The 22,950-nt window shown below is 57.7% G+C and carries 23 protein-coding genes and 2 pseudogenes; 17 read left to right on the top strand and 8 right to left on the bottom strand.

Annotation, left to right across the window (positions count from 1 at the left end):
- Nucleotides 1-28: 28 nt before the first annotated feature.
- On the bottom strand, nt 29-928 hold the full coding sequence (lpxO, locus tag ACZ3HH_RS10800) for a lipid A hydroxylase LpxO (protein WP_465804446.1): 900 nt from the start codon (nt 926-928) through the stop codon (nt 29-31).
- A gap of 372 nt (nt 929-1,300) precedes the next feature.
- Here lpxO and ACZ3HH_RS10805 point away from each other — a divergent pair, with 372 nt between their 5' ends.
- Nucleotides 1,301-1,504 (top strand): hypothetical protein, encoded by a 204-nt coding sequence (locus tag ACZ3HH_RS10805; RefSeq protein WP_465804448.1) that lies wholly within the window; start codon nt 1,301-1,303, stop codon nt 1,502-1,504.
- Between the two features lie 428 nt (nt 1,505-1,932).
- Here the strand turns inward: ACZ3HH_RS10805 and ACZ3HH_RS10810 are convergent, their stop codons facing one another.
- Complete coding sequence (locus tag ACZ3HH_RS10810) at nt 1,933-2,226, bottom strand: excalibur calcium-binding domain-containing protein (RefSeq protein WP_465804450.1); 294 nt, start codon at nt 2,224-2,226, stop codon at nt 1,933-1,935.
- Between the two features lie 766 nt (nt 2,227-2,992).
- On the opposite strand from ACZ3HH_RS10810, the gene ACZ3HH_RS10815 reads away from it, so the two are divergent.
- On the top strand, nt 2,993-4,582 hold the full coding sequence (locus tag ACZ3HH_RS10815; RefSeq protein WP_081501323.1) for an ABC-F family ATPase: 1,590 nt from the start codon (nt 2,993-2,995) through the stop codon (nt 4,580-4,582).
- Here the strand turns inward: ACZ3HH_RS10815 and ACZ3HH_RS10820 are convergent.
- Nucleotides 4,564-4,806, bottom strand: a complete 243-nt coding sequence (locus ACZ3HH_RS10820; protein ID WP_465804452.1) for a hypothetical protein — start codon at nt 4,804-4,806, stop codon at nt 4,564-4,566. The genes ACZ3HH_RS10815 and ACZ3HH_RS10820 overlap by 19 nt on opposite strands.
- A gap of 75 nt (nt 4,807-4,881) precedes the next feature.
- Between ACZ3HH_RS10820 and ACZ3HH_RS10825 the strand changes: the two genes are divergently transcribed.
- The gene (locus ACZ3HH_RS10825) at nt 4,882-6,069 is read left to right on the top strand and encodes an MFS transporter (RefSeq protein ID WP_465804454.1); all 1,188 of its coding nucleotides are present in this window, start codon (nt 4,882-4,884) and stop codon (nt 6,067-6,069) included.
- 25 nt (nt 6,070-6,094) lie between these two features.
- Here the strand turns inward: ACZ3HH_RS10825 and ACZ3HH_RS10830 are convergent, their stop codons facing one another.
- Both ACZ3HH_RS10830 and ACZ3HH_RS10835 read right to left on the bottom strand, forming a co-directional pair.
- A complete protein-coding gene (locus tag ACZ3HH_RS10830) occupies nt 6,095-7,132 on the bottom strand; it encodes an alpha/beta hydrolase family protein (protein WP_465804456.1) in 1,038 nt (345 codons plus the stop codon).
- 169 nt (nt 7,133-7,301) lie between these two features.
- Complete coding sequence (locus ACZ3HH_RS10835; protein ID WP_367371643.1) at nt 7,302-7,913, bottom strand: FMN-dependent NADH-azoreductase; 612 nt, start codon at nt 7,911-7,913, stop codon at nt 7,302-7,304.
- Between the two features lie 130 nt (nt 7,914-8,043).
- Between ACZ3HH_RS10835 and ACZ3HH_RS10840 the strand changes: the two genes are divergently transcribed.
- Entirely contained in the window at nt 8,044-8,952 is a 909-nt protein-coding gene (locus ACZ3HH_RS10840) for a LysR substrate-binding domain-containing protein (protein ID WP_465804458.1), read from the top strand.
- A complete protein-coding gene (locus ACZ3HH_RS10845; protein WP_465804460.1) occupies nt 8,949-9,308 on the top strand; it encodes an MmcQ/YjbR family DNA-binding protein in 360 nt (119 codons plus the stop codon). Before ACZ3HH_RS10840 ends, ACZ3HH_RS10845 begins: the two co-directional genes overlap by 4 nt.
- Nucleotides 9,309-9,314: 6 nt before the next feature.
- Here ACZ3HH_RS10845 and ACZ3HH_RS10850 read toward each other — a convergent pair whose 3' ends face one another.
- Both ACZ3HH_RS10850 and ACZ3HH_RS10855 read right to left on the bottom strand, forming a co-directional pair.
- Nucleotides 9,315-9,746: a DUF1294 domain-containing protein gene (locus tag ACZ3HH_RS10850; protein ID WP_465804462.1), complete on the bottom strand. Its 432-nt coding sequence runs from the start codon at nt 9,744-9,746 to the stop codon at nt 9,315-9,317.
- On the bottom strand, nt 9,743-10,573 hold the full coding sequence (locus tag ACZ3HH_RS10855; RefSeq protein ID WP_123359582.1) for an undecaprenyl-diphosphate phosphatase: 831 nt from the start codon (nt 10,571-10,573) through the stop codon (nt 9,743-9,745). The genes ACZ3HH_RS10850 and ACZ3HH_RS10855 overlap by 4 nt, the downstream gene beginning before the upstream one ends.
- Nucleotides 10,574-10,956: 383 nt before the next feature.
- Here ACZ3HH_RS10855 and ACZ3HH_RS10860 point away from each other — a divergent pair.
- The 10 genes and pseudogenes from ACZ3HH_RS10860 to ACZ3HH_RS10905 all read left to right on the top strand — a co-directional run.
- Nucleotides 10,957-11,595 (top strand): annotated as a pseudogene (locus ACZ3HH_RS10860) (cache domain-containing protein); the annotation flags it as partial.
- Nucleotides 11,596-11,925: 330 nt separating this feature from the next.
- Nucleotides 11,926-12,501, top strand: a pseudogene (locus ACZ3HH_RS10865) (methyl-accepting chemotaxis protein); the annotation flags it as partial.
- Between the two features lie 212 nt (nt 12,502-12,713).
- The gene (pnuC, locus tag ACZ3HH_RS10870) at nt 12,714-13,277 is read left to right on the top strand and encodes a nicotinamide riboside transporter PnuC (protein WP_465804464.1); all 564 of its coding nucleotides are present in this window, start codon (nt 12,714-12,716) and stop codon (nt 13,275-13,277) included.
- Nucleotides 13,274-13,798, top strand: coding sequence for an AAA family ATPase (locus tag ACZ3HH_RS10875; protein ID WP_465804825.1), 525 nt, complete (start codon nt 13,274-13,276; stop codon nt 13,796-13,798). The genes pnuC and ACZ3HH_RS10875 overlap by 4 nt, the downstream gene beginning before the upstream one ends.
- A gap of 432 nt (nt 13,799-14,230) precedes the next feature.
- Nucleotides 14,231-14,677: a hypothetical protein gene (locus ACZ3HH_RS10880; RefSeq protein WP_465804466.1), complete on the top strand. Its 447-nt coding sequence runs from the start codon at nt 14,231-14,233 to the stop codon at nt 14,675-14,677.
- Between the two features lies 1 nt (nt 14,678).
- Nucleotides 14,679-15,269 carry an adhesin gene (locus tag ACZ3HH_RS10885; protein WP_465804468.1) on the top strand — a complete coding sequence of 197 codons (591 nt, stop codon included), beginning with the start codon at nt 14,679-14,681 and terminating at the stop codon, nt 15,267-15,269.
- Between the two features lie 64 nt (nt 15,270-15,333).
- Nucleotides 15,334-16,293, top strand: a complete 960-nt coding sequence (locus tag ACZ3HH_RS10890) for a heme utilization protein (protein ID WP_465804469.1) — start codon at nt 15,334-15,336, stop codon at nt 16,291-16,293.
- Between the two features lie 67 nt (nt 16,294-16,360).
- Nucleotides 16,361-17,041, top strand: a complete 681-nt coding sequence (locus tag ACZ3HH_RS10895) for a C39 family peptidase (protein ID WP_465804471.1) — start codon at nt 16,361-16,363, stop codon at nt 17,039-17,041.
- Nucleotides 17,042-17,087: 46 nt separating this feature from the next.
- On the top strand, nt 17,088-17,834 hold the full coding sequence (locus ACZ3HH_RS10900; RefSeq protein WP_465804473.1) for a hypothetical protein: 747 nt from the start codon (nt 17,088-17,090) through the stop codon (nt 17,832-17,834).
- Between the two features lie 45 nt (nt 17,835-17,879).
- The gene (locus ACZ3HH_RS10905; RefSeq protein ID WP_465804475.1) at nt 17,880-19,187 is read left to right on the top strand and encodes a hypothetical protein; all 1,308 of its coding nucleotides are present in this window, start codon (nt 17,880-17,882) and stop codon (nt 19,185-19,187) included.
- 199 nt (nt 19,188-19,386) lie between these two features.
- On the opposite strand, the gene ACZ3HH_RS10910 is transcribed toward ACZ3HH_RS10905, so the two are convergent.
- On the bottom strand, nt 19,387-20,712 hold the full coding sequence (locus tag ACZ3HH_RS10910; protein ID WP_465804477.1) for a sigma-54 dependent transcriptional regulator: 1,326 nt from the start codon (nt 20,710-20,712) through the stop codon (nt 19,387-19,389).
- A gap of 342 nt (nt 20,713-21,054) precedes the next feature.
- Between ACZ3HH_RS10910 and ACZ3HH_RS10915 the strand changes: the two genes are divergently transcribed.
- Both ACZ3HH_RS10915 and ACZ3HH_RS10920 read left to right on the top strand, forming a co-directional pair.
- Nucleotides 21,055-21,321 carry a hypothetical protein gene (locus tag ACZ3HH_RS10915; protein WP_465804479.1) on the top strand — a complete coding sequence of 89 codons (267 nt, stop codon included), beginning with the start codon at nt 21,055-21,057 and terminating at the stop codon, nt 21,319-21,321.
- Nucleotides 21,322-21,604: 283 nt separating this feature from the next.
- Nucleotides 21,605-22,894 carry an NHL repeat-containing protein gene (locus tag ACZ3HH_RS10920; RefSeq protein ID WP_465804481.1) on the top strand — a complete coding sequence of 430 codons (1,290 nt, stop codon included), beginning with the start codon at nt 21,605-21,607 and terminating at the stop codon, nt 22,892-22,894.
- The last annotated feature ends 56 nt before the right edge of the window (nt 22,895-22,950 follow it).

The following is a 22,950-nucleotide window of genomic DNA, read 5'->3' on the forward strand; positions in this document are numbered from 1 at the left end:
GATGGCGTCATGCGCCACAACGCAAAACTCAGATCAAAACAAAAATCGCCAGCAACCCACCAAAAATCGCCCACTTCTCCAGGTAGTAGCGAGTGCGGTTACGTTTCTTGAGCGCTTTGCCGCGCAGGCGAATCTTGTAGATTCTGGCGAACAAGCGGTTGATGCCACCGACCTTGTCGCCGGCATCGTTCGGCGCACCCGCCGCCGCCATCACTGTACGGCTGAACCAGCGGTTGAACGCAGTCGCCCAGCGATACTTCATTGGCCGTTCAACGTCACAGAACAGGATGATGCGATTCTGCGCGGTGGTGTTTTCGGCGTAGTGAATGAAGGTCTCATCGAACATCACCGCCTCGCCGTCGCGCCAATGGTAGCTCTCACCGTCGACGTTGATGTAGCAACCGGCATCGTTCGGCGTTTCCAGCCCCAAATGATAACGGTATGAACCGGCATACGGATCGCGGTGACGGACCAGTTTCGAACCCGGCGGCAGTTCGGCGAACATCGCGGCCTTGATCGAGCCGATGCTTTGCACCAATTCAGTCGTGCGCGGGCAGAGTTTTGCGGCAGACGGGTGACTGTCGCCGTACCACTTAAGGTAGAAACGCTTCCAGCCACTTTTGAAAAACGAATTGAAACCAACGTCGTCGTATTGATTCGAACGCTTGATCTCCCCGGCCTTGAGCAGATTCTGGCCTTCGACGCGAATCTCTTCCCAATGAGCCTGCAAAGGGCTCAAGTCAGGAAAATCTGCCGGATTGAGATAAGGCTTACTGGGCGTTTTCGAGAACAGATAAAGGAAGCAATTGATCGGTGCCAGAAACGTCGAGTGGTCACTCAGTTGACGACCTAATTTGTGGCGCACCTTTCCGCGCAAGTGAACATACGCGATGGAGATGACATAAATAGCGGCAATGATAAGTTTCACGAAAATCGTCACACGTCAGAAATGAACAAATTGCGTCCCGATGGCGCGTTCTTGAGCCATGCCGACGGTCGGCACAGGGCCGAAAAATGGCATTTTAGCCAAACTCTGTAACTAATAGTTAACCTTCAACTGTGAAAATGTGTCTACGTTATTAGAGTACGGTTCGCGAACCGCTCTCTCGATAGTAGCCTCATGCCATACCACCATTCGTCGCGCATGTAAATATAGCGCCCAATATATGACGGCAACTGGCTCAGGCTTTGCAGAGCTGGATGCAGCAGCCCCAGAACGACGTAATTCTGACGCGGCGGCAATTAAATTAACGCTTAAGGACTCCAGCGATACGCTTGGTCAGTCACCGGGAGATGTAACGTGTCAACTCTCAATGAAATCGCAGCGAACCACGCGAGAATGGCTAAGGCAAAAGAAGAAGAGTCGACCGGACTGCATGAGCGACACGTTCAAATAATGGGAAGCTTCGAAATCCCATCCCTTGATGAACAACCGCACATGCCACTGCACCTCATCACCGGAGGGCAGGACAACCACCTCGGACAAGCCACTGGCTACTTGTGAGTCTCGGCCTGTTCAGGCACCGACTTGTCGCACGCTGTTCAATGTGCGGCAAAGCCAGGCTTTCAATTGCTGCCCGCGAGTCGTTTACAGCGGGCAGATAGCGACAACTTCATAGTCACTTTCCCTTGGTTGGGAGGAAGGAATACTAATTCATCAGCCGGTCAGTAGTTTTGACAGCAACCCTCTTCCCCTCCAACAACGCCCGCATGCATTGATACCGTCAAGCTCGTTTATTCCCCTTTGCCCAGCCGACCACCATTAAACCCAGGCCGGGAATCCATAGACCAGGCGCAGTGATAGCGAGACCGCAAATAGCCATTGGCAGCCCAGTCAGAAAAATCGGGTTTCGAAACGCCTTATCCATAGCACTCTCTCCTTTAGGAATTTCTCTCATTAAACCACTAAGCCTGTCGCTGAGCAGCAGATAGTCATTGGCACCACTGCGACTCACAGGGGATTGCGTCGTTGTCGCCGTCCATCTTCATTCCTGGGCAATTTTGCAGAAAGTTCTTGGCCTCTGCGCATGAGGTCATCTGCGAACAATATTTGCGTCCATCACATTTGAATGGCGCTGAAACAGGCTTCGGCGCAGTCACGACGATAGAGACCTCTTTAGAGATTTCTTTGGGATTCGATAGTTGAGCCGCAGCCCAGGACTGTAGTTCAGGGGAAAGCTTCCAGGCCAATAGACCAACAATAAGCATCACCAAAATCAGTTTCATTTTGATCCCACCCATGATGAGAGACCGTTTGCATTCTCACGTTGCCTGCTTTCCAGCGTAAACCATTAATCCACTCACAGCCTGCCGGGGGAATGGCGAGCGAGGAGCGCGTCTTGGGTGAGAAACCAGAGAGAATATTTGCGAGTCGCTACCGATCAGATGATCTGCGGTGATGACAACGAAGCGCCAGCGCGCCCGGAAACCCCGAGCCCTGACGAAGAAGAATAGACCCCTCCCCACCTTCTGCTGTCACGAGAGGTAAGGAGAGACGAATCTGAATAGGTGCCCACCCTGACCAAGGTGCTGGCCATTCAGCAATCCATCTGAAACACACCAGGCCGGGCAAGCAGTGCTGACTTTACCCAGAGCCACGCCAAGTGTCCCGAACACAACACCGAACAAAAATAACATTGAGGTGCGAACAAAAGGAGCGCCCCTACGTTTGCCCGCCCCCTGGATGAGCCATCCCATCAGACAGACCCCGATTCTGCACAAACCGGGACCGAACCCTGAAGAAGCTGGCGACACGTTATCGCCCACCGTACAACTGCCGTCACACTTATGCGACAATATGCGCAATGTCTGGCATGAATCCCGCCTTTATTGCCCAACAGCTTGGACACAGTGTCCAGATGCTGCACTCGACTTATGCGCGCTGGTTGAACACTAGCGGTGACTGGGAAGAGATGGAGAGAAACTCCAGAATGTCCCAGGAATGGCCCAAGCGCCAAATGCGCAGCTCGCAACCCATTGATAGGTAAAGTAATTGATCTCCACAGCTAACATCACGATGCAGTTCGGCGCCAAGCCGCTATTCGAAAACGTTTCGGTCAAATTCGGCGCCGGTAACCGCTACGGCCTGATCGGCGCTAACGGTTGCGGCAAGTCGACTTTCATGAAAATCCTCGGTAGCGACCTCGAACCGTCCGGCGGCCAGGTCATGCTCGAGCCGAACGTGCGTCTGGGTAAATTGCGCCAGGACCAGTTCGCCTACGAAGAGTTTACCGTGATCGACACCGTGATCATGGGTCACGAAGAGCTGTGGAAGGTCAAGGCCGAGCGCGACCGCATCTACTCGCTGCCGGAAATGACCGAAGAAGACGGCATGGCCGTGGCCGAGCTGGAAACCGAATTCGCCGAAATGGATGGCTACACCGCCGAATCCCGTGCCGGTGAATTGCTGTTGGGCCTGGGTATCGGCATCGAGCAGCACTTCGGCCCGATGAGCGAAGTGTCTCCGGGCTGGAAACTGCGCGTATTGCTGGCGCAGGCGCTGTTCTCCGATCCTGAAGTGCTGTTGCTCGACGAACCGACCAACCACCTGGACATCAACACCATCCGCTGGCTGGAAAACATTCTGACCCAGCGCTCCAGCTTGATGATCATCATCTCCCACGACCGTCACTTCCTGAACAGCGTGTGCACCCACATGGCTGACCTGGACTACGGCGAGCTGCGCCTGTTCCCGGGCAACTACGACGAGTACATGACCGTGGCGACCCAGTCCCGCGAGCAACTGCTGTCGGACAACGCCAAGAAGAAAGCGCAAATCTCGGAACTGCAATCGTTCGTCAGCCGCTTCTCGGCCAACGCTTCGAAAGCCAAGCAAGCGACCTCCCGCGCCAAGGCGATCGACAAGATCCAACTGGCCGAAGTCAAGCCTTCGAGCCGTGTGAGCCCGTTCATCCGTTTCGAACAAACCAAGAAGCTGCACCGTCAGGCGGTCATCGTCGAGCGCATGGCCAAAGGCTTCGACGGCAAGACACTGTTCAAGGACTTCAGCTTCCAGGTTGAAGCCGGCGAGCGCGTAGCGATCATCGGCCCGAACGGTATCGGTAAAACCACCCTGCTGCGCACCCTGGTCAACGAATTGACTCCGGATGCCGGTACCGTGAAGTGGACCGACGCTGCAGAACTGGGCTACTACGCCCAGGACCACGCTCACGACTTCGAAGACGACTGCAACCTGTTCGACTGGATGGGCCAGTGGACCCAGGGCGGCGAGCAAATCGTTCGCGGCACCCTCGGTCGCATGCTGTTCTCCAACGACGAGATCCTCAAGTCGGTCAAGGTCATCTCCGGTGGTGAGCAAGGTCGCATGCTGTTCGGCAAGCTGATCCTGCAAAAGCCAAACGTGCTGATCATGGACGAACCGACCAACCACTTGGACATGGAATCCATCGAGGCGCTGAACCTGGCGCTGGAGAACTATCCGGGCACGCTGATTTTCGTCAGCCACGACCGTGAGTTCGTATCGTCCCTGGCCACCCGCATCATCGAGCTGAGCGCCGACGGCGTGATCGACTTCAGCGGCACCTATGACGACTACCTGCGTAGTCAGGGTGTTTTGATGTAAGACGGCTTCTGGTTACAAGCTGCAAGTGAAAAGCCCTGTCCTGGTGACGGGGCTTTTTGCATTTCAGGGCCAAGAGATGATTGGGTGCTGATACCTTCGCGGGCAAGCCTCGCTCCTACAGGTCCCGAGTTGTTCACATTACGCTTGAACGACACAAAACCGTAGGAGCGAGGCTTGCCCTCGAAGAGGCCCTCGATCACGCTGCAAAATTCAAAGGCTAACATAGTTAGCCTGCTTCCTTTTGTTTCCCTCTCACGCCATGATGCAGTTCTCCTGCCGCCACCCGCGAACGAGCTCTCATGTCTGTGCAGCAATTGCCCCCACAAAGCTCCATGGCGATCACCCTGCAGATCGTTTCCATCGTTTTCTATAGCTTTATTGCCTTCCTCTGCATCGGCCTACCGATTGCCGTGTTGCCAGGGTATGTGCATGAACAGTTGGGTTTCAGCGCCATCGTGGCGGGGTTGACCATCGGATCTCAATACTTGGCCACCCTGTTCACCCGTCCCATGGCCGGGCGCCTGTCGGACAGTGTTGGCACCAAGCAGGCAATTGTTTACGGGTTGTCGGGGATTGTGTTGAGCCGCGTACTGACGCTGATATCGACCCTGCTGCAAGGTTTCCCTTTGCTGAGTCTGATCATCCTGATCGCCGGCCGGTTGTTGCTGGGGATCGCCCAAGGTTTGATCGCGGTCGGCACCGTCAGTTGGTGCTTGGGCCAGGTCGGTGCCGAACACGCAGCGCAGTCGATCTCCTGGAACGGGATTGCCTCGTATGGCGCCATCGCTATAGGCGCACCGCTGGGCGTGGTGATGGTCGCTGAGCTGGGGTTCGCCAGCCTCGGGATCGCGCTGTCGTTACTGGCCTTGATGGCGCTGCTGTTGATCCGCAACAAACCTTCGGTGCCGGTGATTCGCGGCGAGCGCTTGCCGTTCTGGGCAGTGTTCGGGCGTATTGCGCCCTTCGGCGCGAGCCTGAGCCTGGCGTCCATCGGTTATGGCACGCTCACCACTTTTATTACCCTGTATTACGTCAGCCTTGGCTGGACCGGCGCGGCTTATTGCCTGACGGTATTCGGGGTCTGTTTCATTCTGGCGCGACTGTTGTTCATCTCCAGCATCAGCCGTTTCGGCGGCTTCACCTCCGCCATTGCCTGCATGACCATTGAAACCGTCGGGCTGGTCCTGCTGTGGCTGGCGCCCTCGACGGGTTATGCCTTGATCGGCGCTGGGCTGACCGGGTTCGGCCTGTCGCTGGTGTATCCGGCTTTGGGGGTGGAAGCGATCAAGCAAGTGCCCAACTCCAGTCGAGGAGCGGGTTTGAGTGCCTATGCAGTGTTTTTCGATCTGGCGCTGGCGATTGCCGGGCCGCTGATGGGCGCGGTGGCATTGAACCTGGGGTATTCGTGGATTTTCTTTAGTGCGGCGTTGTTGTCGATAACCGGACTCGGTTTGACCTTATCACTGAAACACCGCGCAATGGCCTGACTTCACGTCATTGGCCAGTTTTGATTTATTGATCCGCGGTCTGCATCCCCGCACGGGTGGGTTTGCCCAGGGCATGGGAGAAGAACCGTCCGGCTTCGGAAATCATGTTGCGGTGAATATCCTTGCGGTCGACGCCGTCGGCATCGGTGCACAGTGCCGGCATGGCGGCGATCTGTTCTTCGTTGCACGGCGCCAGGAACACGAAGTGCCCTGCCCCGGCCAGCAATTTGAAGTCCGGTGCGGTCGGCAGTTTACGCGCAAGTGCTGCGGCGTTTTTGTCGAACGCCACCAGTTTGTCGCCATCACCGCTGTATAGCAGCACCGGCACATGCACGTCGGCCAGGGTATGACGGCCGAACTTCAAGCTCAGCGGCGCCATCAGCAGCAAGGCATGCACACGCGGGTCTGCCACTGGCTGCAAGTCATCGCGGTCGACGATCAGTTCGCCTTGAGTGTTGCAGGCATCGTGATCATCCGGGCGCTCCTGGCAATAACGGCGCAGACGATTCAGATCCGGGGTGGCACCGGACAGGATCAACGCGGTCTCACCGCCCGCCGAATAGCCAATCACCCCAACCTGCTCGGCATTGACGAAGGGCGCAAGCATCCGGTCGCTGAGTGTCGCGGTAATGGCTTCGGAAATCTGGATCGGCCGCCCATAAAGGTTGCTCAAGGTGCCGAGGCGGCTGTGGTCTTTGGAGTTGTCGCCGGGATGGATCACCGCCACTACCACAAAACCCTTGCGTGCCAATGAGGTGGCGAGGTCGTGCAAGGCCAGCGGGGTTCCGGTGTTGCCATGGGACAGCATCAGCATCGGGAAACGCCCGATGGCGACTTTGGTGTCTTCACCGGCTTCGACCGAGTAGCCCTCGAGCGTACTGGAATGTTCCTTTTCACTGGACGGGTAAAAGGCGATGGCGCGCATCGGTTGCAAGTCCAGCGGATCGAGGAAGGTCATCTCATGGAAACCGACGCTCCAGTGAGGATGCGGCGCAGGCATGGCGTGCACTGAATTCAGGCTGCCCAGCAGACAAATCAGTAGCGTTGCACAAAGACGCACCATGGGATGCCCCACCTTATTACTTGACCGCAGATGTTAACCCTCGACTGCATAACCTGGGCCAGAGACTGATAACCGCCAGAAACAAAAAACTCCGTACCTGGCCATCACGATGACCAGAATACAGAGTTTCAGGGGTATTGCCCGAGCTGTTTACGACTTTACGCAAGCCTTACGCGGCAGCGAACAATTGCTCGCTGATGTGCGCCTGAGCGTCGCTCATGGCTTTGCTGCGCACTTCATCACCGTAGGCCAGGCCATGGGCGCGGACGAACTCGATGTCGGTGATGCCGAGGAAGCCGAACAGCACTTTCAGATAATCTTCGTGCGCAACACCGGTCGCTTGACCGGCATGCAGACCACCGGCAGTCGACACGATCACGACTTTCTTGCCGCCGCACAGGCCTTCAGGGCCGGCTTCGGTGTAGCGGAAAGTCTGACCGGCCACGGCGATGCGGTCGATCCAGGCCTTGAGTTGGGTCGGGATGGTGAAGTTGTACATCGGCGCGGCAATCACGACAGCATCGGCAGCGATAAATTCGGCCAGGGCCTGCGCGCTCAGATCGGCTTCGTGCTGTTGCGCGGCGTTGCGCAGTTCAGCGGCGGTGCCGGCGGCAACCAGGGTGGTGGCGGAGAAATGGCTGATGGCATCGGCAGCCAGGTCGCGGTAAGTCACCACAACGCCAGGCTCGGCGGCTTGCCAGGTTTTGACGACTTCGCCACTCAGCTGACGGGAAGCCGAGTTGTCACCCAGAATGCTCGAATCAATATGCAGTAATTTCATGTGGGATCTCCAAAGTGAGGATCGCCACCGGGCGATCTGATGGAGACAATCCTACCGACGAAACTAATAGATGATTAGTCGGCAACAATGCGATAGTTTGTCCCACTGATAGAACAGTCGAGCTTAAACCATGCAAGATCTCAACGACCTCTACTACTTCGCCAAGGTGGTCGAAGCCGGTGGTTTCGCGGCGGCCGGGCGTTTGCTGGGGATTCCCAAGTCGCGGTTGTCGCGACGCATTGCCGAGCTGGAAGAACGCCTGGGCGCGCGCCTGCTGCAACGCACCACCCGACAACTCAACCTGACCGCCGTGGGCGAGCGTTACTTGCGTCATTGTCAGGCGATGCTGCTGGAGGCCGAGATGGCCGACGAAGCGGTGGCCAGCATGTCCAGCGAACCCCGAGGGCGCCTACGAGTGTCCTGTCCCGTCGGATTGGCCCACGAAATTCTGCCAGGAGTGATCAGTAACTTCCTGGAGAAATTCCCTCAGGTTCAACTGGAGGTCATGCTGCTCAACCGTCGGGTTGACCTGATCAACGAGGGCGTCGACGTCGCCTTGAGAGTGCGGGACTTGGGTGATGAAGATCCATTGCTGGTCACCCGCCGCCTGCGACAGGCCCAAATGGCGATGGTTGCCAGCCCCGCATTTTTGCTCGGCCGTGAAATCAATCATCCTGAAGACCTGAAAAACCTGCCCGTGCTCGGTGCGCTGGAAGCCGACCGCATGGTGCATATCCGCCTGCTTGATCAAACAGGTAAAAGCTATGATCTGAGCCTGGAAGCGCGATTGGGGATCGACGATTTCATCGTGCGCAAAGCCTGCACCCTCAGCGGCCAGGGTTTTACCATGCTGCCCATGATGCATTGCGAGCAGGAGCTGAAAAACGGCGAGCTGGTGCAACTGTTGCCCGACTGGTCATTGCCGGGCGGCTGGCTGCAAGCCGTGTACCCTCATCGACGCGGGGTGATGCCGGCCGTGCGCGCCTGGATCGACCATCTGATCGAATCATTCAATGCTTGTGGGGACAGACTGTTATGAAAGCGGGACTAATGAGCGAAGAGGACGTCGCGCAATACTGCCTGGCACTGCCCGGTGCGCGGGAGGACTACAAATGGGGGGGCGTGCGGGTGTTTTCGATTGCCGGGAACAAGATGTTCGCCTTGCAGAACCTGCGGGGACAGTCCCTGGCGTTCAAGGTCGACAAGGACCTGTTCCTGGGCCATTGCGACCGACCGGGCATTCACCCGGCGCCGTATCTGGCCCGGGCCCAGTGGATCATCATGGAAACGCCCTACCCGCTGGGCACCGAAGAGCTACAAGGCTTGCTGCAACGTTCCCACCAACTAGTGGTGAGCAAGTTGCCCAAGCGCACGCAGGTCGGCTTGCTGCTTTAAAGTGCTTTAAAGCAATGCAAACAGGTTAGCGCCCAGAAACAGCTGGTCGATCCAGAACACCTGATGCATCAGCACGATGAGCCAGAACACCAACTGAAACGAGACTTTGCGGGTCTTGTGCCGAAACGCTTGCTGAGCCAGCAAGGCGCCCGGCCAACCGCCCGCCAACTCCACCGCGTGCAAGACGTTCTCCGGCGTGCGCCAGCTGTCGGCGCGGGCCTTGTGCTTGTCGCTCCAGTACAGGAAAAACGCCAGCACGCTGACGATGCCGTAGGCCGCCAGGGGAATCACCGACACCCCGCGCAGCCACAGCGACACCGAGCCAAACAACGGCACTGCGCACAGCGCACCGAATACCAGCAGTTTCAGCCGCAGGTTCTGAATGGCGCCCCCGGACTTGCGTCCGGGGTTGTTGTTGTGCGCACTGGAATCGCTCATGGCTTGACTGCTGTCCAGTCGACCCAGCCGAATTGCCAGGTGGCCAGGATTACCAGACCGAACGCAATGCGATACCAGGCGAACGCCGCGTAACTGTGGCTGGCGATAAATTTGAGCAAGCCCCGAACGGCGATCATCGCAAAGATAAACGCAGTGACGAAGCCAATGGCGAACACCGGAAAATCAGCGGGCACAAACAGGTTGCGATATTTGTAGCCCGAGTACACTGCCGCGCCGACCATGGTTGGCATGGCGAGGAAGAACGAGAACTCGGTGGCTGTCTTGCGCGACAACCCGAACAGCAAACCGCCAATGATCGTCGAGCCGGAACGCGAGGTCCCGGGGATCATCGCCAGACACTGGGCGAAGCCGACTTTCAGGGCATCTTTCCAGGTGATGTCGTCGACACTTTCAGCATGCACTTCATGTTGACGGCGTTCAGCCCACAACATGACGATCCCGCCTACGACCAATGCGGTGGCCACGGTAATCGGGTTGAATAGATACTCGTGAATCAAGTCGGCGAAAATCACCCCCAATACCACGGCCGGCAGGAAGGCAATCAACAGGTTCGCGGTAAAGCGTCGAGCGCTGGGCTGCGTCGGCAAACCGATGACCACGTCGAAGATCTTGCGGCGAAACTCCCAGACCACCGCCAGGATTGCCCCGAGCTGAATGATGATATTGAAGGCCATGGCCCGCTCGCCGCCGAAATTGAGCAAGTCCGCCACAATAATCTGGTGCCCGGTACTGGAAATGGGCAAAAACTCCGTCAGCCCTTCTACAACGCCTAAAATCAATGCCTGAAAGGCCGTCCAAAGATCCATCAATCCCCCAAGAAGCAATGCCCCCAGGCATGCCCCGTTAATATTTTTAAGCATTCAATTGCGATCAGCGTAGCTGACATCCCGCGCGCACAAAGATCCCCACAAAACCGTAAAAATTCCGTGAAAAACAAACTGGAACTCAGGTTTTTTCGCGCGGGGCCGAAATCCTATCAGACACGCCCTGTTTTCGCTGCCGCGTAATAGGACCTGAGTCGAATAGGCCCCATCGGCAAAGTGTGGTTGGATGCTGGCGATCATTTATTACAAGAACAAGAAACCGGAGTAACAGCGTTATGAACAGCTTGCGCAGTGTATCGATCAGCCGACGCTTGTGGCTCATCTTGATCGTGGCCGTGGTGATGCTATTGACGTTGGGCGTGCTGATGCTCAAGCAAATTCACGACGACCTTTATCATGCCAAGGCTCAGAAAACCCAGCATGTGGTGCAGACCGCCAGTGGCATCCTCACCTACTACCACAGCCTGGAAACCGCCAGCACCCTCACCCGCGACGCCGCGCAAAAGCAGGCACTGACCGCCATCCGCGGTTTGCGCTATGACCAAAATGACTATTTCTGGATCAATGATCTGACGCCCGTCATGGTCATGCACCCGACCAATCCGAAACTCGAAGGCCAGAACCTCTCGACGATCCGCGACCCGGACGGTTTCGCGCTGTTCAACGAGATGGTCGCCATCGCCAAGGCCAAGGGTGCCGGCATGGTCGATTATCGCTGGCCGAAACCGGGCGCCAGCGCGCCGGTGGAAAAAACCTCCTACGTCAAACTGTTCGAGCCATGGGGTTGGGTGATTGGTTCGGGCGTATACATCGATGACATGCAGGCCGAGTTCAATGCGCAGGTCTGGAAGGCCTCTTTCGTCGGTCTGGTGATTGCCCTGATCATGGCGTTGCTGGTGATCATGATTGCCCGCAGCATCGTGCGCCCGTTGCAGGAAACCGTGAACGCCATGGCCAATATCGCCAGTGGTGAAAGCGACCTGACCCGCAGCCTCGATACCCACGGCCAGGACGAAGTCACGCAACTGGCCCGGCACTTCAACGCCTTTACCGCCAAACTGCGCCTGGTGATCAGTCAGCTGCAAACCTCCGCCAGCGCGCTGGGTCAGTCTTCCAGCGAACTGGGCAACGATGCCGCGCAAGCTCAGCAACGCAGTCAGCAGCAGTCGCAGCAGATGGAACTGGTGGCGACCGCGATCAACGAAGTGACCTATGGCGTGCAGGATGTGGCCAAGAACGCCGAGCACGCCGCCAGCGAAATGCGCAATGCCGAGTATCAGGCGCAACAGGGGCAAGTCAATATCGACGGCAGCCTGCAGCAGATCGACAAGCTCTCTTCGACCATCGATCAAGCCGTCGAAGTGATTCGTACGCTGGCCGACGAAAGCACGCAAATCGGCAGTGTTCTGGAAGTAATCCGCTCCATCGCCGAGCAAACCAACCTGTTGGCCCTCAACGCCGCCATCGAAGCCGCCCGGGCCGGCGAGCAAGGTCGCGGGTTTGCGGTGGTTGCCGATGAAGTGCGCCTGCTGGCCCAGCGCACTCAGAAGTCGACGGCGGAAATCCAGTCGATGATCGAACGCCTGCAAAGCCATTCCGAAGCGGCGGTCAAGGTGATTGGCGACAGCAGCCGTGCGTCACAACTGACCATCGAGCAGGCCGGCCTGGCGGGCTCCAGCCTGACTGCCATCGGCCAGGCTTTGCGTAACCTCAACGGGTTGAACGCTTCGATTGCCAGTGCAACCTTGCAGCAGGCCCACGTGGTGGAAGACATCAATCAGAACGTCACCCAGGCAGCCGGGTTGTCCCACAGCACGGCACTGGCGGCCGAACAGTCGAGCGTGGCCAGCGTTCACCTCAAGGAACTGAGCGAGCAGTTGAACGGGTTGCTGAAGCAGTTCAGGGTTTAAATCTTCTCCGTACCCGGCGCGGTCCTCTGCGGGAGCGGGCTCGCTCGCGAAGGCGGTGTGTCAGGCGACATCAATATTGACTGTGCCGCCGCCATCGCGGGCAAGCCCGCTCCCACAGGGATTTGCGCCTGACCGACTGGCATTGGCAAGCCCATCTCCCACAATCCGGGTACAATTCGCCCCCCTCTTTTTTACGACACCAAGGAACCTCCATGTCCGGGCTTGAACTGTTTGCTGCCGCCCTCGGCGTGATTGCCGTCTGGCTGACGGTCAAACAGAACCCTTGGTGCTGGCCGATCGGCCTGGTGATGGTGCTGCTGTATAGCTGGATTTTTTTTGAGGTGAAGCTGTATTCGGACATGCTGCTGCAAGTGATCTACGCCGCGTTGCAGCTCTACGGCTGGTGGCAGTGGACACAGGGGACCGCGACTCATGGCAAGCGGCAGGTCAGCCTGCTCGATGGAAAATCCATCGCGCTCGGTCTGGCCGTGGGCGCGGTCGGCAGTTTGCTGCTGGGCGCCGCGATGGCCCACTGGACAGATGCCGCCCAGCCTTGGCTCGATGCGGCGTTGACCGGTTTCAGCCTGGTGGCGCAGTTATGGATGGCGCAAAAACGTCTGCAATGCTGGCCGCTGTGGATCGCGCTGGACATCATCTTTGTTGGTCTCTTCATCTATAAAGCGCTGTACCTGACAGCTGCCCTCTATGGGGTATTCACACTGCTGGCGGTGCATGGCTGGCGGACATGGCGCACCGATCCGGCGTTGCGCACATGAAAGTGCTGGTGCTCACGGGGCCTGAATCCAGCGGCAAGAGCTGGTTGGCCGCCGAACTGCAACAGCAATTCGGCGGTGTTCTGGTGGGCGAATACGTGCGCTGGTTCATTGAGCAGGAGGCACGAGACACCTGCCCGGCCGATATTCCCGAAATCGCTCGCGGTCAGCTGCAGTGGGAGGACGACGCCCGCGCCCTCGGGCCGCCGTTGCTGATTCTCGACACTCACTTGCTGAGTAACATGCTCTGGAGCCAGACCCTGTTCGGCGATTGCCCGGCCTGGCTCGAGCAAGCGCTGCTGGCTCGGCACTATGACTTGCACTTGCTGCTGTCGCCCGAACAGGTCGAGTGGACCGATGACGGTCAGCGTTGTCAGCCCGAGCTGGATGAACGTCGGTTTTTTTTCAACGCGACTCAGGCATGGCTGGAGCAACATCGGCAGCCTGTTCAAGTGCTTCAGGGCGATTGGGCTGAACGCCGGCTTCAGGCATTGCAAGCCGTCACGTTACTGCTCGAACACTGATCTTATTGGGGCCAGCCCCCAATCCCTGTGGGAGCTCGCGAGCAAGCCCGCTCCCACAATGATTGCGTTGATCTGACGGGCACTGGCCAAATACCCCAATATTTGTTGCAGAATTTTTGCAAATGCGTCCGTTTCTGAAACACGCGCTCCCTCTTGAACAGCCCGTTTCAACGCTGGTCATCGTCTTGTCATGCGATGTGTTAAAGCGCTGATACATCACCACACAAAGCTTGGATCCAGAGTGTTTGCGATCCTTTATCACTTTGTCGCCCCGGTGGCTGTCTCAGACCTGAAACAGCTCCCTCCATCGACTCACTAGCCTTGATCGATAACCCTCTGAATCAAAACAATAATAAAAAACCGGCACAGCTTTCGCTCTCTCCTTCACAACGCTGACTAGGGCCAGCCCATAACAAAGAAGGAATTGCCGCCGTGGGGACTCTTTATAGAGGCTTGACGCGCCTCCTGCTGTTCGGATGCGTCGTACTCAGTTTTAACGTTCAGGCTGAAGGCAATGGCGTCATCGTACTCACTCGTGATGTACAGCCCCATGCCGTTGGCAGGCCGGCCTTTCAGAAAGACCCCTACCCGACCACGGTCAACGCCAACCCTTCGGCACGCGTCAACTCGACACTCAGCAACACCGAGTTGAGCGACGGTGAGTTCGCCAGCGTGGCCAGCGGTTCGTCCATCCGTAACACCATCAATCAGAACGGTGCAAGCGTACCCGGCAGCCTCAATGTCGTGACCAACCCCAACGGCATGCCCGGTATGAGTGCCGGCCACGGGGGCGGCAGCGGTGGCGCGATTTCGGGAACCATCAACCGTGCCATGGGTTCCGGCCTCGCGCCGCTGGGCAGACTGGCGGGAGGTCAATGACATGAGTCGTTCACTGATCCTGCTCGCCCTGCTCGTCAGTGCCGGTGTAAGTGCAAGCGCCATGGCCGACTCCAGCGTTCCGGTGGTCAACACCGCCAACATCCTCGATTCCGGCGCCCGGTACAAAGGCAACTTCAACGTCAACCAGGCGGCCGGCGATCAACAGCAACAGACCAACACTCGCGCCATCGCCATCGGCACCCATGCCTCGGCGACCACCCGCGTGATCCAGAAACTCGACACGCCCGCCAACCCGTCGATGAATGCGACGGCCACCATCGGCGGCACCTCTTTCAGTCATGGCAACGGAGCACTGGGCGTCAACCAGGGCGCCGGGGCCAACAACCAGATGGCCAACGCAATGCGCATCAGCATCAGTGCTGCGCCGCAAAGCGTCGACGATAGCGCCCTTTCTCAACAGAACGTGGCGTTGCTACCAAGCTCAGGGGCAACTGACGCTTCAAAAGGCAGTCGCCAGGTCGTGACAAGCGACCAGGCCTTCACCGGCAGCCGAGGAGTGATTCAGGTGAACCAGAGTGCCGGGGTGGGGAACCGAATGGCTAACACCCTGAGCATCCGGGTCGCTGACTGACCCGAACGCAGTGCGATTAGAAAGTAACCAACACTTAACCAACTAATAAGCACGGAGAAACACCATGAAACCCACAATGGCTCTCAAGCCACTAGTCTTCGCCCTGGCAGCCGTCATGGCGATGGCAGCACAAGCCGGTGATAACGATCGCGGACGCGGTCACGGCCACCACCATCACGGCCCCAAAGGTCCAACCTGGGAACAGCAACTGTCAATCGACTCCGCCGCCAACGCCTATGTAGGGGACACACAGGACAGCAGCGGCAACTCGGTACTCAACCAGGGCACCGAAAACACTGCCAATGCCGACGACTCGCTCAACGGCTCCAATGGCAATATGGGCGCCAACGTTGCTGGCGGTGACGGCAACCAACAAGACAACGCCGCCGCGCTGGCGACCGCTGATGAAAGTTTCATCTTCGGTTCTGCCACTGCAACGTCCTACGCGTATCAGTACAACACCGACAACTACGTCAAAAACCGCTCTACCCAAAATAACGCCACGCTCAACAATGCTGGCAACAACGGCTCCGGCAACATTGGCATGAACGTGACTGCCGGTAACTTCAACCAACAGAAAAACAACCTGGCGATTGCTGTGTCCGGCGGACGCGTAGCAACAGCCTCGGCTGACGCTTATCAGGAAACCACCGGTCTGGATGTGGACAACAAAGCTGACCGGACCCACGTCGTCACCACCCTCACCGACACCACCACCTCCACAGGCACCTTCAAGGCCAAAGGTAGCGGTACGATTGAAGACGACGGTGGCTGGGATAGCAGACGTCGCCACGATGACGACAAGTTCAAATTCACAGCAGTGGGCACCTTCGATCTGTCTAGCGTCACCACCCATCAAGTGCTGACTCCAGACGGCTGGAAAAACCCTGTGGTGAACAACGCCAGCATGACCGGCTCGATGAACGGCTTCTCCGGCAACGGCGGCGCCAACGTATCGGCGGGTGTGGGCAACCAACAAAGCAACTCGCTGTCCATCGCTGCTGGCTGCAGAGCCTGCCTGTAATCGCGAGCGAAATGAAAGCCCCGGCAACGGGGCTTTTTTTCCACGGTTCCGCAAAGGCGTATCGATCATGCGTACGACAGCCTTTTTCACCCTGCTATGCCTGTGTGGCCTGACTCAGGCGGCACAGATGCCGGTCGCCGCTTTGCCTGGCGGTATGCTGGTTTACAAGCAAGTGCAAAGCGTGCGTGAGCGCAAGTTCAGCGACATCGTCGAACAGAAAACCGATTTCAGCTGCGGCGCTGCCGCACTGGCCACGGTGTTGCGCCAGGCTTACTGGCTCGATGTCGATGAGGAACACATCATCAAAGGCATGCTGGTCAACGCTGACCAGAACCTTGTTCGTACTCAAGGTTTCTCCATGCTGGACATGAAGCGCTACATAGAAGCAATCGGCATGCGCGCTCGTGGCTACCGGATACCGTCCGAGAAACTCGAAGCGGTGACCATTCCGGTAGTGGTACTGATGGAAATTCGCGGCTACAAGCATTTCGTGGTGTTGCAGCGGGCGGATAAGGACTGGGTCTATATCGGTGACCCGGTGCTTGGGCACAAACGCTATCCCCATGATGACTTTGTCAAAGGCTGGAACGGCATTGTCTTCGCGATCGTGGGTCCCGGTTACGACAAAACCAATGCATTGCGCAGTCCACCGGAACCGCTGACGGCCAAGAACAAGCTGGATACTTTCAACCCGGTCAAAGATGCTGAATTGATGGACTTTGGCTTCATACAGAGCGATTTCTTCTAACTCGCCCACTGATGATAGTGAGGGCTGGACGCCCCGGGAGCTGCAAATGAAAACCTCATACTGGCTGGCCGCCGCTTGCCTGGCAGCAAGCGCATCGGGTTACGCCAATGCAGGATTCAAACCCATCGAACTCAAGGACCAGGAGCTCGCCGAGCTACGCGGTCGTTATGTCATGCCGGGGCGGATCATCAGCTTCGGTATTATCATGAGCAGTACCTGGCGCAATGCCAGTGGCGACCTGATCGGGGCGACGACGTCCATGCAGATCCAGGCCTCTACCGTAAAACCCCAGTTTTACGTGTCTACCCTCCGAGAAACCGGTAACGGCAGCACGCCGCCATCGGGCACCGGGAATGTGATCGGTGGCGCGGGACTGACCACCACACAGGGCGTCACCCAAAGTGTGCGCGCCGCCGGCGACGGAAATACCGCTTACAACAATGTCGCCATCAACGTCAAAGAAGCCAGCCAGGCACCGGCGATGGACCCCGTCCAGGGGCAGGTGCTGACGAGTGGGCAAACCATTACCGACAGCAATGCCGCCGGCAATGTCGCGGTGTCGGCCACCGGTGGCGGCGTGCAAATGGCCGTCCAGGCCAACAACAACCAAGGCACGGCCATGCAGCAGGTGGCTCAGGGTGGTCTGGTGCAGAACACCCGGCTTCTGGGCAACAGCAACAGGGTCAATAACCTGACGCGGCTTAACGTGGTGCTTAACAACAATGGCCGAAATGCCGGAGCAGTCAACTGCAACCTGAACCAACTCAAGGCACTACGCAGCCTGGGATATTGAACTACGCTGATGCTCGATCATTGGGCTTCATGGGGGCGGCTTATCATGTATCGGTCAGTATCACTGTGCGCGGTCGTTTGTCTGAGCACTCTGTTCCCTTCGGCGCTGCTGCAAGCAGCGCCCGATGCGGATGTAGCGGCGCTGAAGCAGGAACTTCTGGAACTCAAGCAACGATACGAAGTACAACAAAAAGCGCTGGCGATACTCGAACAACGGGTCCGCCAAGTGGAAGAGCAACCGGCGGCGGCACCGCCTAAACGTCTGGCCAAGTCGCCAGCCGACATGAAAGGCAATCAGCAAGTGGCCACCGGCACCGGAGCGGCGGCTGCTTCAGGAGGCGCCGCGGGAGGCAGCGGCAGTTCCTACGGGCAATCGCTGGCTGATGACTCTCAACCGGCACAGAGTGTTTCCAACCTGTATGACGAGGCCAGCGGATTCTTCGGCGGCGGCAAGTTCAGCCTCGAAACCGGGCTGACCTATTCACGCTATGACTCCCGCCAACTGATCCTCAACGGTTTCCTCGCACTGGACTCGATCTTCCTGGGTAACATCAACCTGGACCGGATCAAGGCCGACACCTGGACGCTGGACCTCACCGGTCGCTACAACTTCGACAATCGCTGGCAGTTCGACCTGAACGTGCCGGTGGTGTACCGCGAATCGACTTATCAGTCCGGCGGCGCCAACGAAGGTGCGGCGGGTGTGACCAGCGAAGAAACGGTCACCCGGGATCCGACGCTGGGCGACGTCAACTTCGGGATCGCCTACAAGTTCCTGGACGAATCGGAAAACACCCCGGACGCCGTGCTGACCTTGCGCGTCAAGGCACCGACCGGCAAAGACCCGTTCGGAATCAAGCTGCGCCAGTCCAACGCCAATACCAATCTGTTCGTGCCTGACACCCTGCCGACCGGCAACGGCGTGTGGGCGATCAGCCCCGGCATCTCGCTGGTCAAGACCTACGATCCGGCGGTTCTGTTCGGCAGCCTGTCCTATACCCACAATTTCGAAGAGTCCTTCGACGACATCAGCGCCACCGTCAATCAGAAAGTACCGGGCAAGGTACGGATCGGCGACAGCTTCCAGATCGGCGCGGGTATCGCCTTCGCCCTGAACGAAAAAATGAGTATGTCGTTCTCGGTGTCTGACCTGGTGCAACGTAAAAGCAAGCTCAAGCAGGATGGCGGGGACTGGGAGTCCGTGGTGTCCAGCGATGCGAATGCCGGGTACTTCAACATCGGCATGACCATTGCCGCCAATGAGAGCCTGACCATCGTCCCCAACCTGTCGATCGGCATAACGGACGATGCCCCGGACTTCTCCTTCAGCCTGAAATTCCCGTACTACTTTTAAGCACACATTTTCTGAGCTCAGCGCAAATACCTGTGGGAGTGGGCTTGCCCGCGATGACGGCGGCAGATCCGACATTGATGTAACAGACATATCGCTATCGCGGGCAAGCCCGCTCCCACAAGGAGTCTGTAGTGCCTGGCTAAAATGGAAAAGGCCCGCTGCGATGGATGTCGCCGCGGGCCTTTTTTGTTACACCGCCCTAGCGGATCTGGTGCTTGTGCAGCAATCGGTAAAAAGTCGGCCGCGACACACCCAGGACTCTGGCAGCGACGCTCAGGTTGTCGCTGTGCCGGTTCAACACATCGCACAGCGCCTGACGCTCGGCGCGGGTCTTGTAGTCTTCAAGGGTGCCCATTGGCGTAGCGGTGGCGTGTTGACTGATCAAGCCCAAGTCTCGCGCCTCGATCTGCCGCCCTTCGGCCAGAACCAGCCCGCGCCGTACCCGGTTGGCTAACTCGCGGACATTGCCCGGCCAGTCGTGCTTGCCCATGGCGATCAGCGCGTCCTCGCTGAAGCTGCGAGGACGACGGCCGGTTTCATGGCTGTAGAAGTGGGAAAAGTGGTTGGCCAGCATCAAAAGATCGCCGTGGCGTTCGCGCAGCGGCACAGTGACGACTTGCAGCACGTTCAAACGGTAATACAGATCCTCGCGAAAGCGTTTCTTCTCGATAGCCGCTTCAAGGTCGACGTGAGTTGCCGCCAGTACCCGCACATCCACCGGAATAGGCTGGTGCCCCCCTACACGCTCAATGTGTTTTTCCTGCAGGAAGCGCAGCAGACTGGCTTGCAGTTCCAGGGGTAGATCACCGATTTCATCGAGAAACAGCGTCCCACCGTTGGCCACCTCGATCCGTCCGACCTTGCGCTGATGAGCCCCGGTAAAGGCGCCCTTCTCGTGGCCAAACAGTTCGGACTGGATCAAGTGTTCGGGAATCGCGCCGCAGTTGATCGCCACGAACGGTTTGCTGTGACGCTGGGATTGTCGATGCAGGGTGCGAGCGACCAATTCCTTGCCGGTCCCGCTTTCGCCGCGGATCAGCACTGGAGATTCGGTGGGTGCCAGCTTGCTGAGCAATTTGCGCAGTTCGCGAATCGGTTTGCTGTCGCCGAGCAGTTCGTGTTCAGGCTGATCGATATGAACCGTGCCTTGGCCGCGCAGGCGCGCCATGCCAAACGCGCGGCCCAGGGTGACCCGAACCCGTGAGACATCGAACGGCAGCGTATGGTAGTCAAAAAACCATTCGCAGACGAAGTCCCCGACATTTTGCAATCGCAGGACTTCTTGATTCAGCACGGCAATCCACTCAGTACCGCTATGGGTGATCAATTCCTTGACGGCTTCCGGGCGCTCCAGATGAAAGGGCTGCAATCGGAACAGACCGACATCGCAGGTTCGTTCGGTAGCGTTTTCCAGGGTACAACTGTCAACATCCCACCCCGCGGCGCGTAAACCCGGCAATAAACGGTGGCAGTCATCGCAAGGATCCACTACTAACAGACGTCGCAAGGCAGGCGCTTCGATCATGACTGTTCCTTGACGCCAAATTTAGGAAATATTAGTAAAAACAGTCATTTGGCGGGCTTCGTTGTAACACTAGCAAGAATTTGACGCGAGCTTGTATCGATTGCTTATAGGGCTGTTTGCTTATTAGTTATAAGAAGTCACTTGGTTAGTCGCCTAACGAGTTGAACCTTTCATTCAGCTTTCAGAAACCGCCTGAATATCAAATCAATGAACGAAAGTTGAAATTTCTTTTGATTGTGTGTGACCCAACCCCCACTTGCGGGCATCAGTACAAGTAACCAGCCGAACGGTAAGCCCAACCGACGGCACATCACTTGATTGGGCATACAGAGAGAAGACCCCATGAACGCCCCGCTCCGTTTCAACGAAGCACTTTTGATTGCTAAGCACGCATTTAAACCCTTTCAATGCGTGGCCTGGGCACCACAAGACGGTAATGGCGAGCTCAGCCTGACCGTCATCGATCGCACTAACACTCGCATCAGCCGCAAACAAATCCTCAGCAGCGCCTATTCCGATCCAGAGCAACTCGAAAACTTGCTGAAACAAGCCCGTACCGAGTTGAGCGACGAAGGTTACACGTTGCAATCGTGGTCCATGCCGCACTAAGTATTTTCGCGGATTGCCTCCCGGCAATCCGCCCCCCACTTCCTCTTAGTTGACGATTTCCTACAGTCAACTGCGCGACACCACTCACCTGTTTTAACTTCTAACCCGCCAGATTACTTGGCAGGCTTGGCAATGGTTCGAAAAGACATTGTTCTGGCACAAAACGCGCCTCCTCCGGCTCATGAAAACAGTTGTGCGCCGAGTCATTCAGGGATTGAATGTTTTGCTCAGGCAGTCGCCATCCGGGAACCGGATCAAGGACGGCTGGCAAGGAGATGCATGCATGTCACCCCAGACTGCTTTTGCCTTACCTGCAACCGTGAATGGTGCCCAACGGCTCGATACGAATTTCGCTGGCACCGGCAAGACTCAAGTGTATTTCGCCGGCAGTCTCTCCAGCATGACCAATGGGGTTGCGATTGACCACGTCGGCCGGTTGTTGGTGGCGGCAAAGGTCGGTACGCCGGGCGGCCAACGCTTTGGCCTGGCCCGCCTGCTTGCAGATGGTTCGGCGGATCTGGCATTCGGCAAAAAAGGCAGCATCAGCGGCCAGTTCGCTCTCGGCTTCGAGGCCATGGCTGGCAAGGTACGGGCATTGCCCAACGGGCACATTCTGGTGGCCGGCCTGCACTACGAAAATGCTCACCGTACGCTGCCCGCCCTGGCGATGTTTGATCAGCAAGGCTGCCCGGTCCAGGGTTTTGGCGACAATGGACGTTGCGTGGTGCGCCTTCCGGGTAATCTTTCCCGGGGTGCTCGCGACGCCTGGTTACCGCCCGGCGTGTCGAGCGCCGAAGCCTGTGATGTCTGTGTGCAGGACGACGGTCGAATCCTGCTGCTGGCCAATCATTACTTCGAACCGACCGATCACGTCGGCATGCTGATACGACTCAACGCCGACGGCTCCCTGGACGACAGCTTCAACGGTCGCGGCTTCGTCATGGTTCGGCACTTGTTGATGAACACCTGGCTCAGCAGCCTGATGGTGCAACGCGATGGTCGGATCCTGGTGAGCGGCTCAATCAATTTTCCCGAGGAAGGTCTGCTGGCGCGCTATCACCCGGATGGCCGACTGGACGAGCGCTTCGCCGTGGATGGTTTCATGACCTTCAAGGCACGGGAGCACAGCGCTCAGATCAACCAGATCGTCCAGCATGAAAATGGTGACTTGCATTGTTTTGGCAGCAGTCGCGACCCGATGCTCTGCCTGTCTCTGAAAGTTCACAGTAATGGCCGACCCGATATTCATTGCAACGGTGGTCAGCCAAAGCTATTAGGCGTCGGCCGCAGCAGTTGCCGCTGGACCGCCGCCGAGACTCAACCGGATGGACGTGTGCTGACAGTTGGATCGACGGTCGGCGGGATCGAAGCCGATTTCATTTTTGCCCGATATTTACCCAGTGGGCAGCTCGATCGCAGTTTTGCCAAGGGCATCGGCTGGTTTCGCACACGCCTGGGTCGCGGTTCGCCTACCGCTACTTCATTGGCCATTCAGGCCGACGGCTGCATTGTCATAGGCGGCTATTCACGGGACGGAAACTGTCGCGCGGTCGTCATGCGTTATCAGTATTAGACTGCCGTCGTTTTCATCCACTTGATCTTCTGTTCCTCTTACGGCAAGTTGCGCGC

This window comes from Pseudomonas sp. PME37.24/025, from assembly GCF_055556615.1.

What these genes read in the sequence shown, in the direction of transcription:
- ACZ3HH_RS10810 (WP_465804450.1), bottom strand. Translation starts at nt 2,226, where the DNA reads ATGAAACTGATTTTGGTGATGCTTATTGTTGGTCTATTGGCCTGGAAG.
- ACZ3HH_RS10820 (WP_465804452.1), bottom strand. Translation starts at nt 4,806, where the DNA reads ATGTTAGCCTTTGAATTTTGCAGCGTGATCGAGGGCCTCTTCGAGGGC.
- ACZ3HH_RS10825 (WP_465804454.1), top strand. Translation starts at nt 4,882, where the DNA reads ATGTCTGTGCAGCAATTGCCCCCACAAAGCTCCATGGCGATCACCCTG.
- ACZ3HH_RS10830 (WP_465804456.1), bottom strand. Translation starts at nt 7,132, where the DNA reads ATGGTGCGTCTTTGTGCAACGCTACTGATTTGTCTGCTGGGCAGCCTG.
- ACZ3HH_RS10835 (WP_367371643.1), bottom strand. Translation starts at nt 7,913, where the DNA reads ATGAAATTACTGCATATTGATTCGAGCATTCTGGGTGACAACTCGGCT.
- ACZ3HH_RS10840 (WP_465804458.1), top strand. Translation starts at nt 8,044, where the DNA reads ATGCAAGATCTCAACGACCTCTACTACTTCGCCAAGGTGGTCGAAGCC.
- ACZ3HH_RS10845 (WP_465804460.1), top strand. Translation starts at nt 8,949, where the DNA reads ATGAAAGCGGGACTAATGAGCGAAGAGGACGTCGCGCAATACTGCCTG.
- ACZ3HH_RS10850 (WP_465804462.1), bottom strand. Translation starts at nt 9,746, where the DNA reads ATGAGCGATTCCAGTGCGCACAACAACAACCCCGGACGCAAGTCCGGG.
- ACZ3HH_RS10855 (WP_123359582.1), bottom strand. Translation starts at nt 10,573, where the DNA reads ATGGATCTTTGGACGGCCTTTCAGGCATTGATTTTAGGCGTTGTAGAA.
- pnuC (WP_465804464.1), top strand. Translation starts at nt 12,714, where the DNA reads ATGTCCGGGCTTGAACTGTTTGCTGCCGCCCTCGGCGTGATTGCCGTC.
- ACZ3HH_RS10875 (WP_465804825.1), top strand. Translation starts at nt 13,274, where the DNA reads ATGAAAGTGCTGGTGCTCACGGGGCCTGAATCCAGCGGCAAGAGCTGG.
- ACZ3HH_RS10885 (WP_465804468.1), top strand. Translation starts at nt 14,679, where the DNA reads ATGAGTCGTTCACTGATCCTGCTCGCCCTGCTCGTCAGTGCCGGTGTA.
- ACZ3HH_RS10890 (WP_465804469.1), top strand. Translation starts at nt 15,334, where the DNA reads ATGAAACCCACAATGGCTCTCAAGCCACTAGTCTTCGCCCTGGCAGCC.
- ACZ3HH_RS10895 (WP_465804471.1), top strand. Translation starts at nt 16,361, where the DNA reads ATGCGTACGACAGCCTTTTTCACCCTGCTATGCCTGTGTGGCCTGACT.
- ACZ3HH_RS10900 (WP_465804473.1), top strand. Translation starts at nt 17,088, where the DNA reads ATGAAAACCTCATACTGGCTGGCCGCCGCTTGCCTGGCAGCAAGCGCA.
- ACZ3HH_RS10905 (WP_465804475.1), top strand. Translation starts at nt 17,880, where the DNA reads ATGTATCGGTCAGTATCACTGTGCGCGGTCGTTTGTCTGAGCACTCTG.
- ACZ3HH_RS10910 (WP_465804477.1), bottom strand. Translation starts at nt 20,712, where the DNA reads ATGATCGAAGCGCCTGCCTTGCGACGTCTGTTAGTAGTGGATCCTTGC.
- ACZ3HH_RS10915 (WP_465804479.1), top strand. Translation starts at nt 21,055, where the DNA reads ATGAACGCCCCGCTCCGTTTCAACGAAGCACTTTTGATTGCTAAGCAC.
- ACZ3HH_RS10920 (WP_465804481.1), top strand. Translation starts at nt 21,605, where the DNA reads ATGTCACCCCAGACTGCTTTTGCCTTACCTGCAACCGTGAATGGTGCC.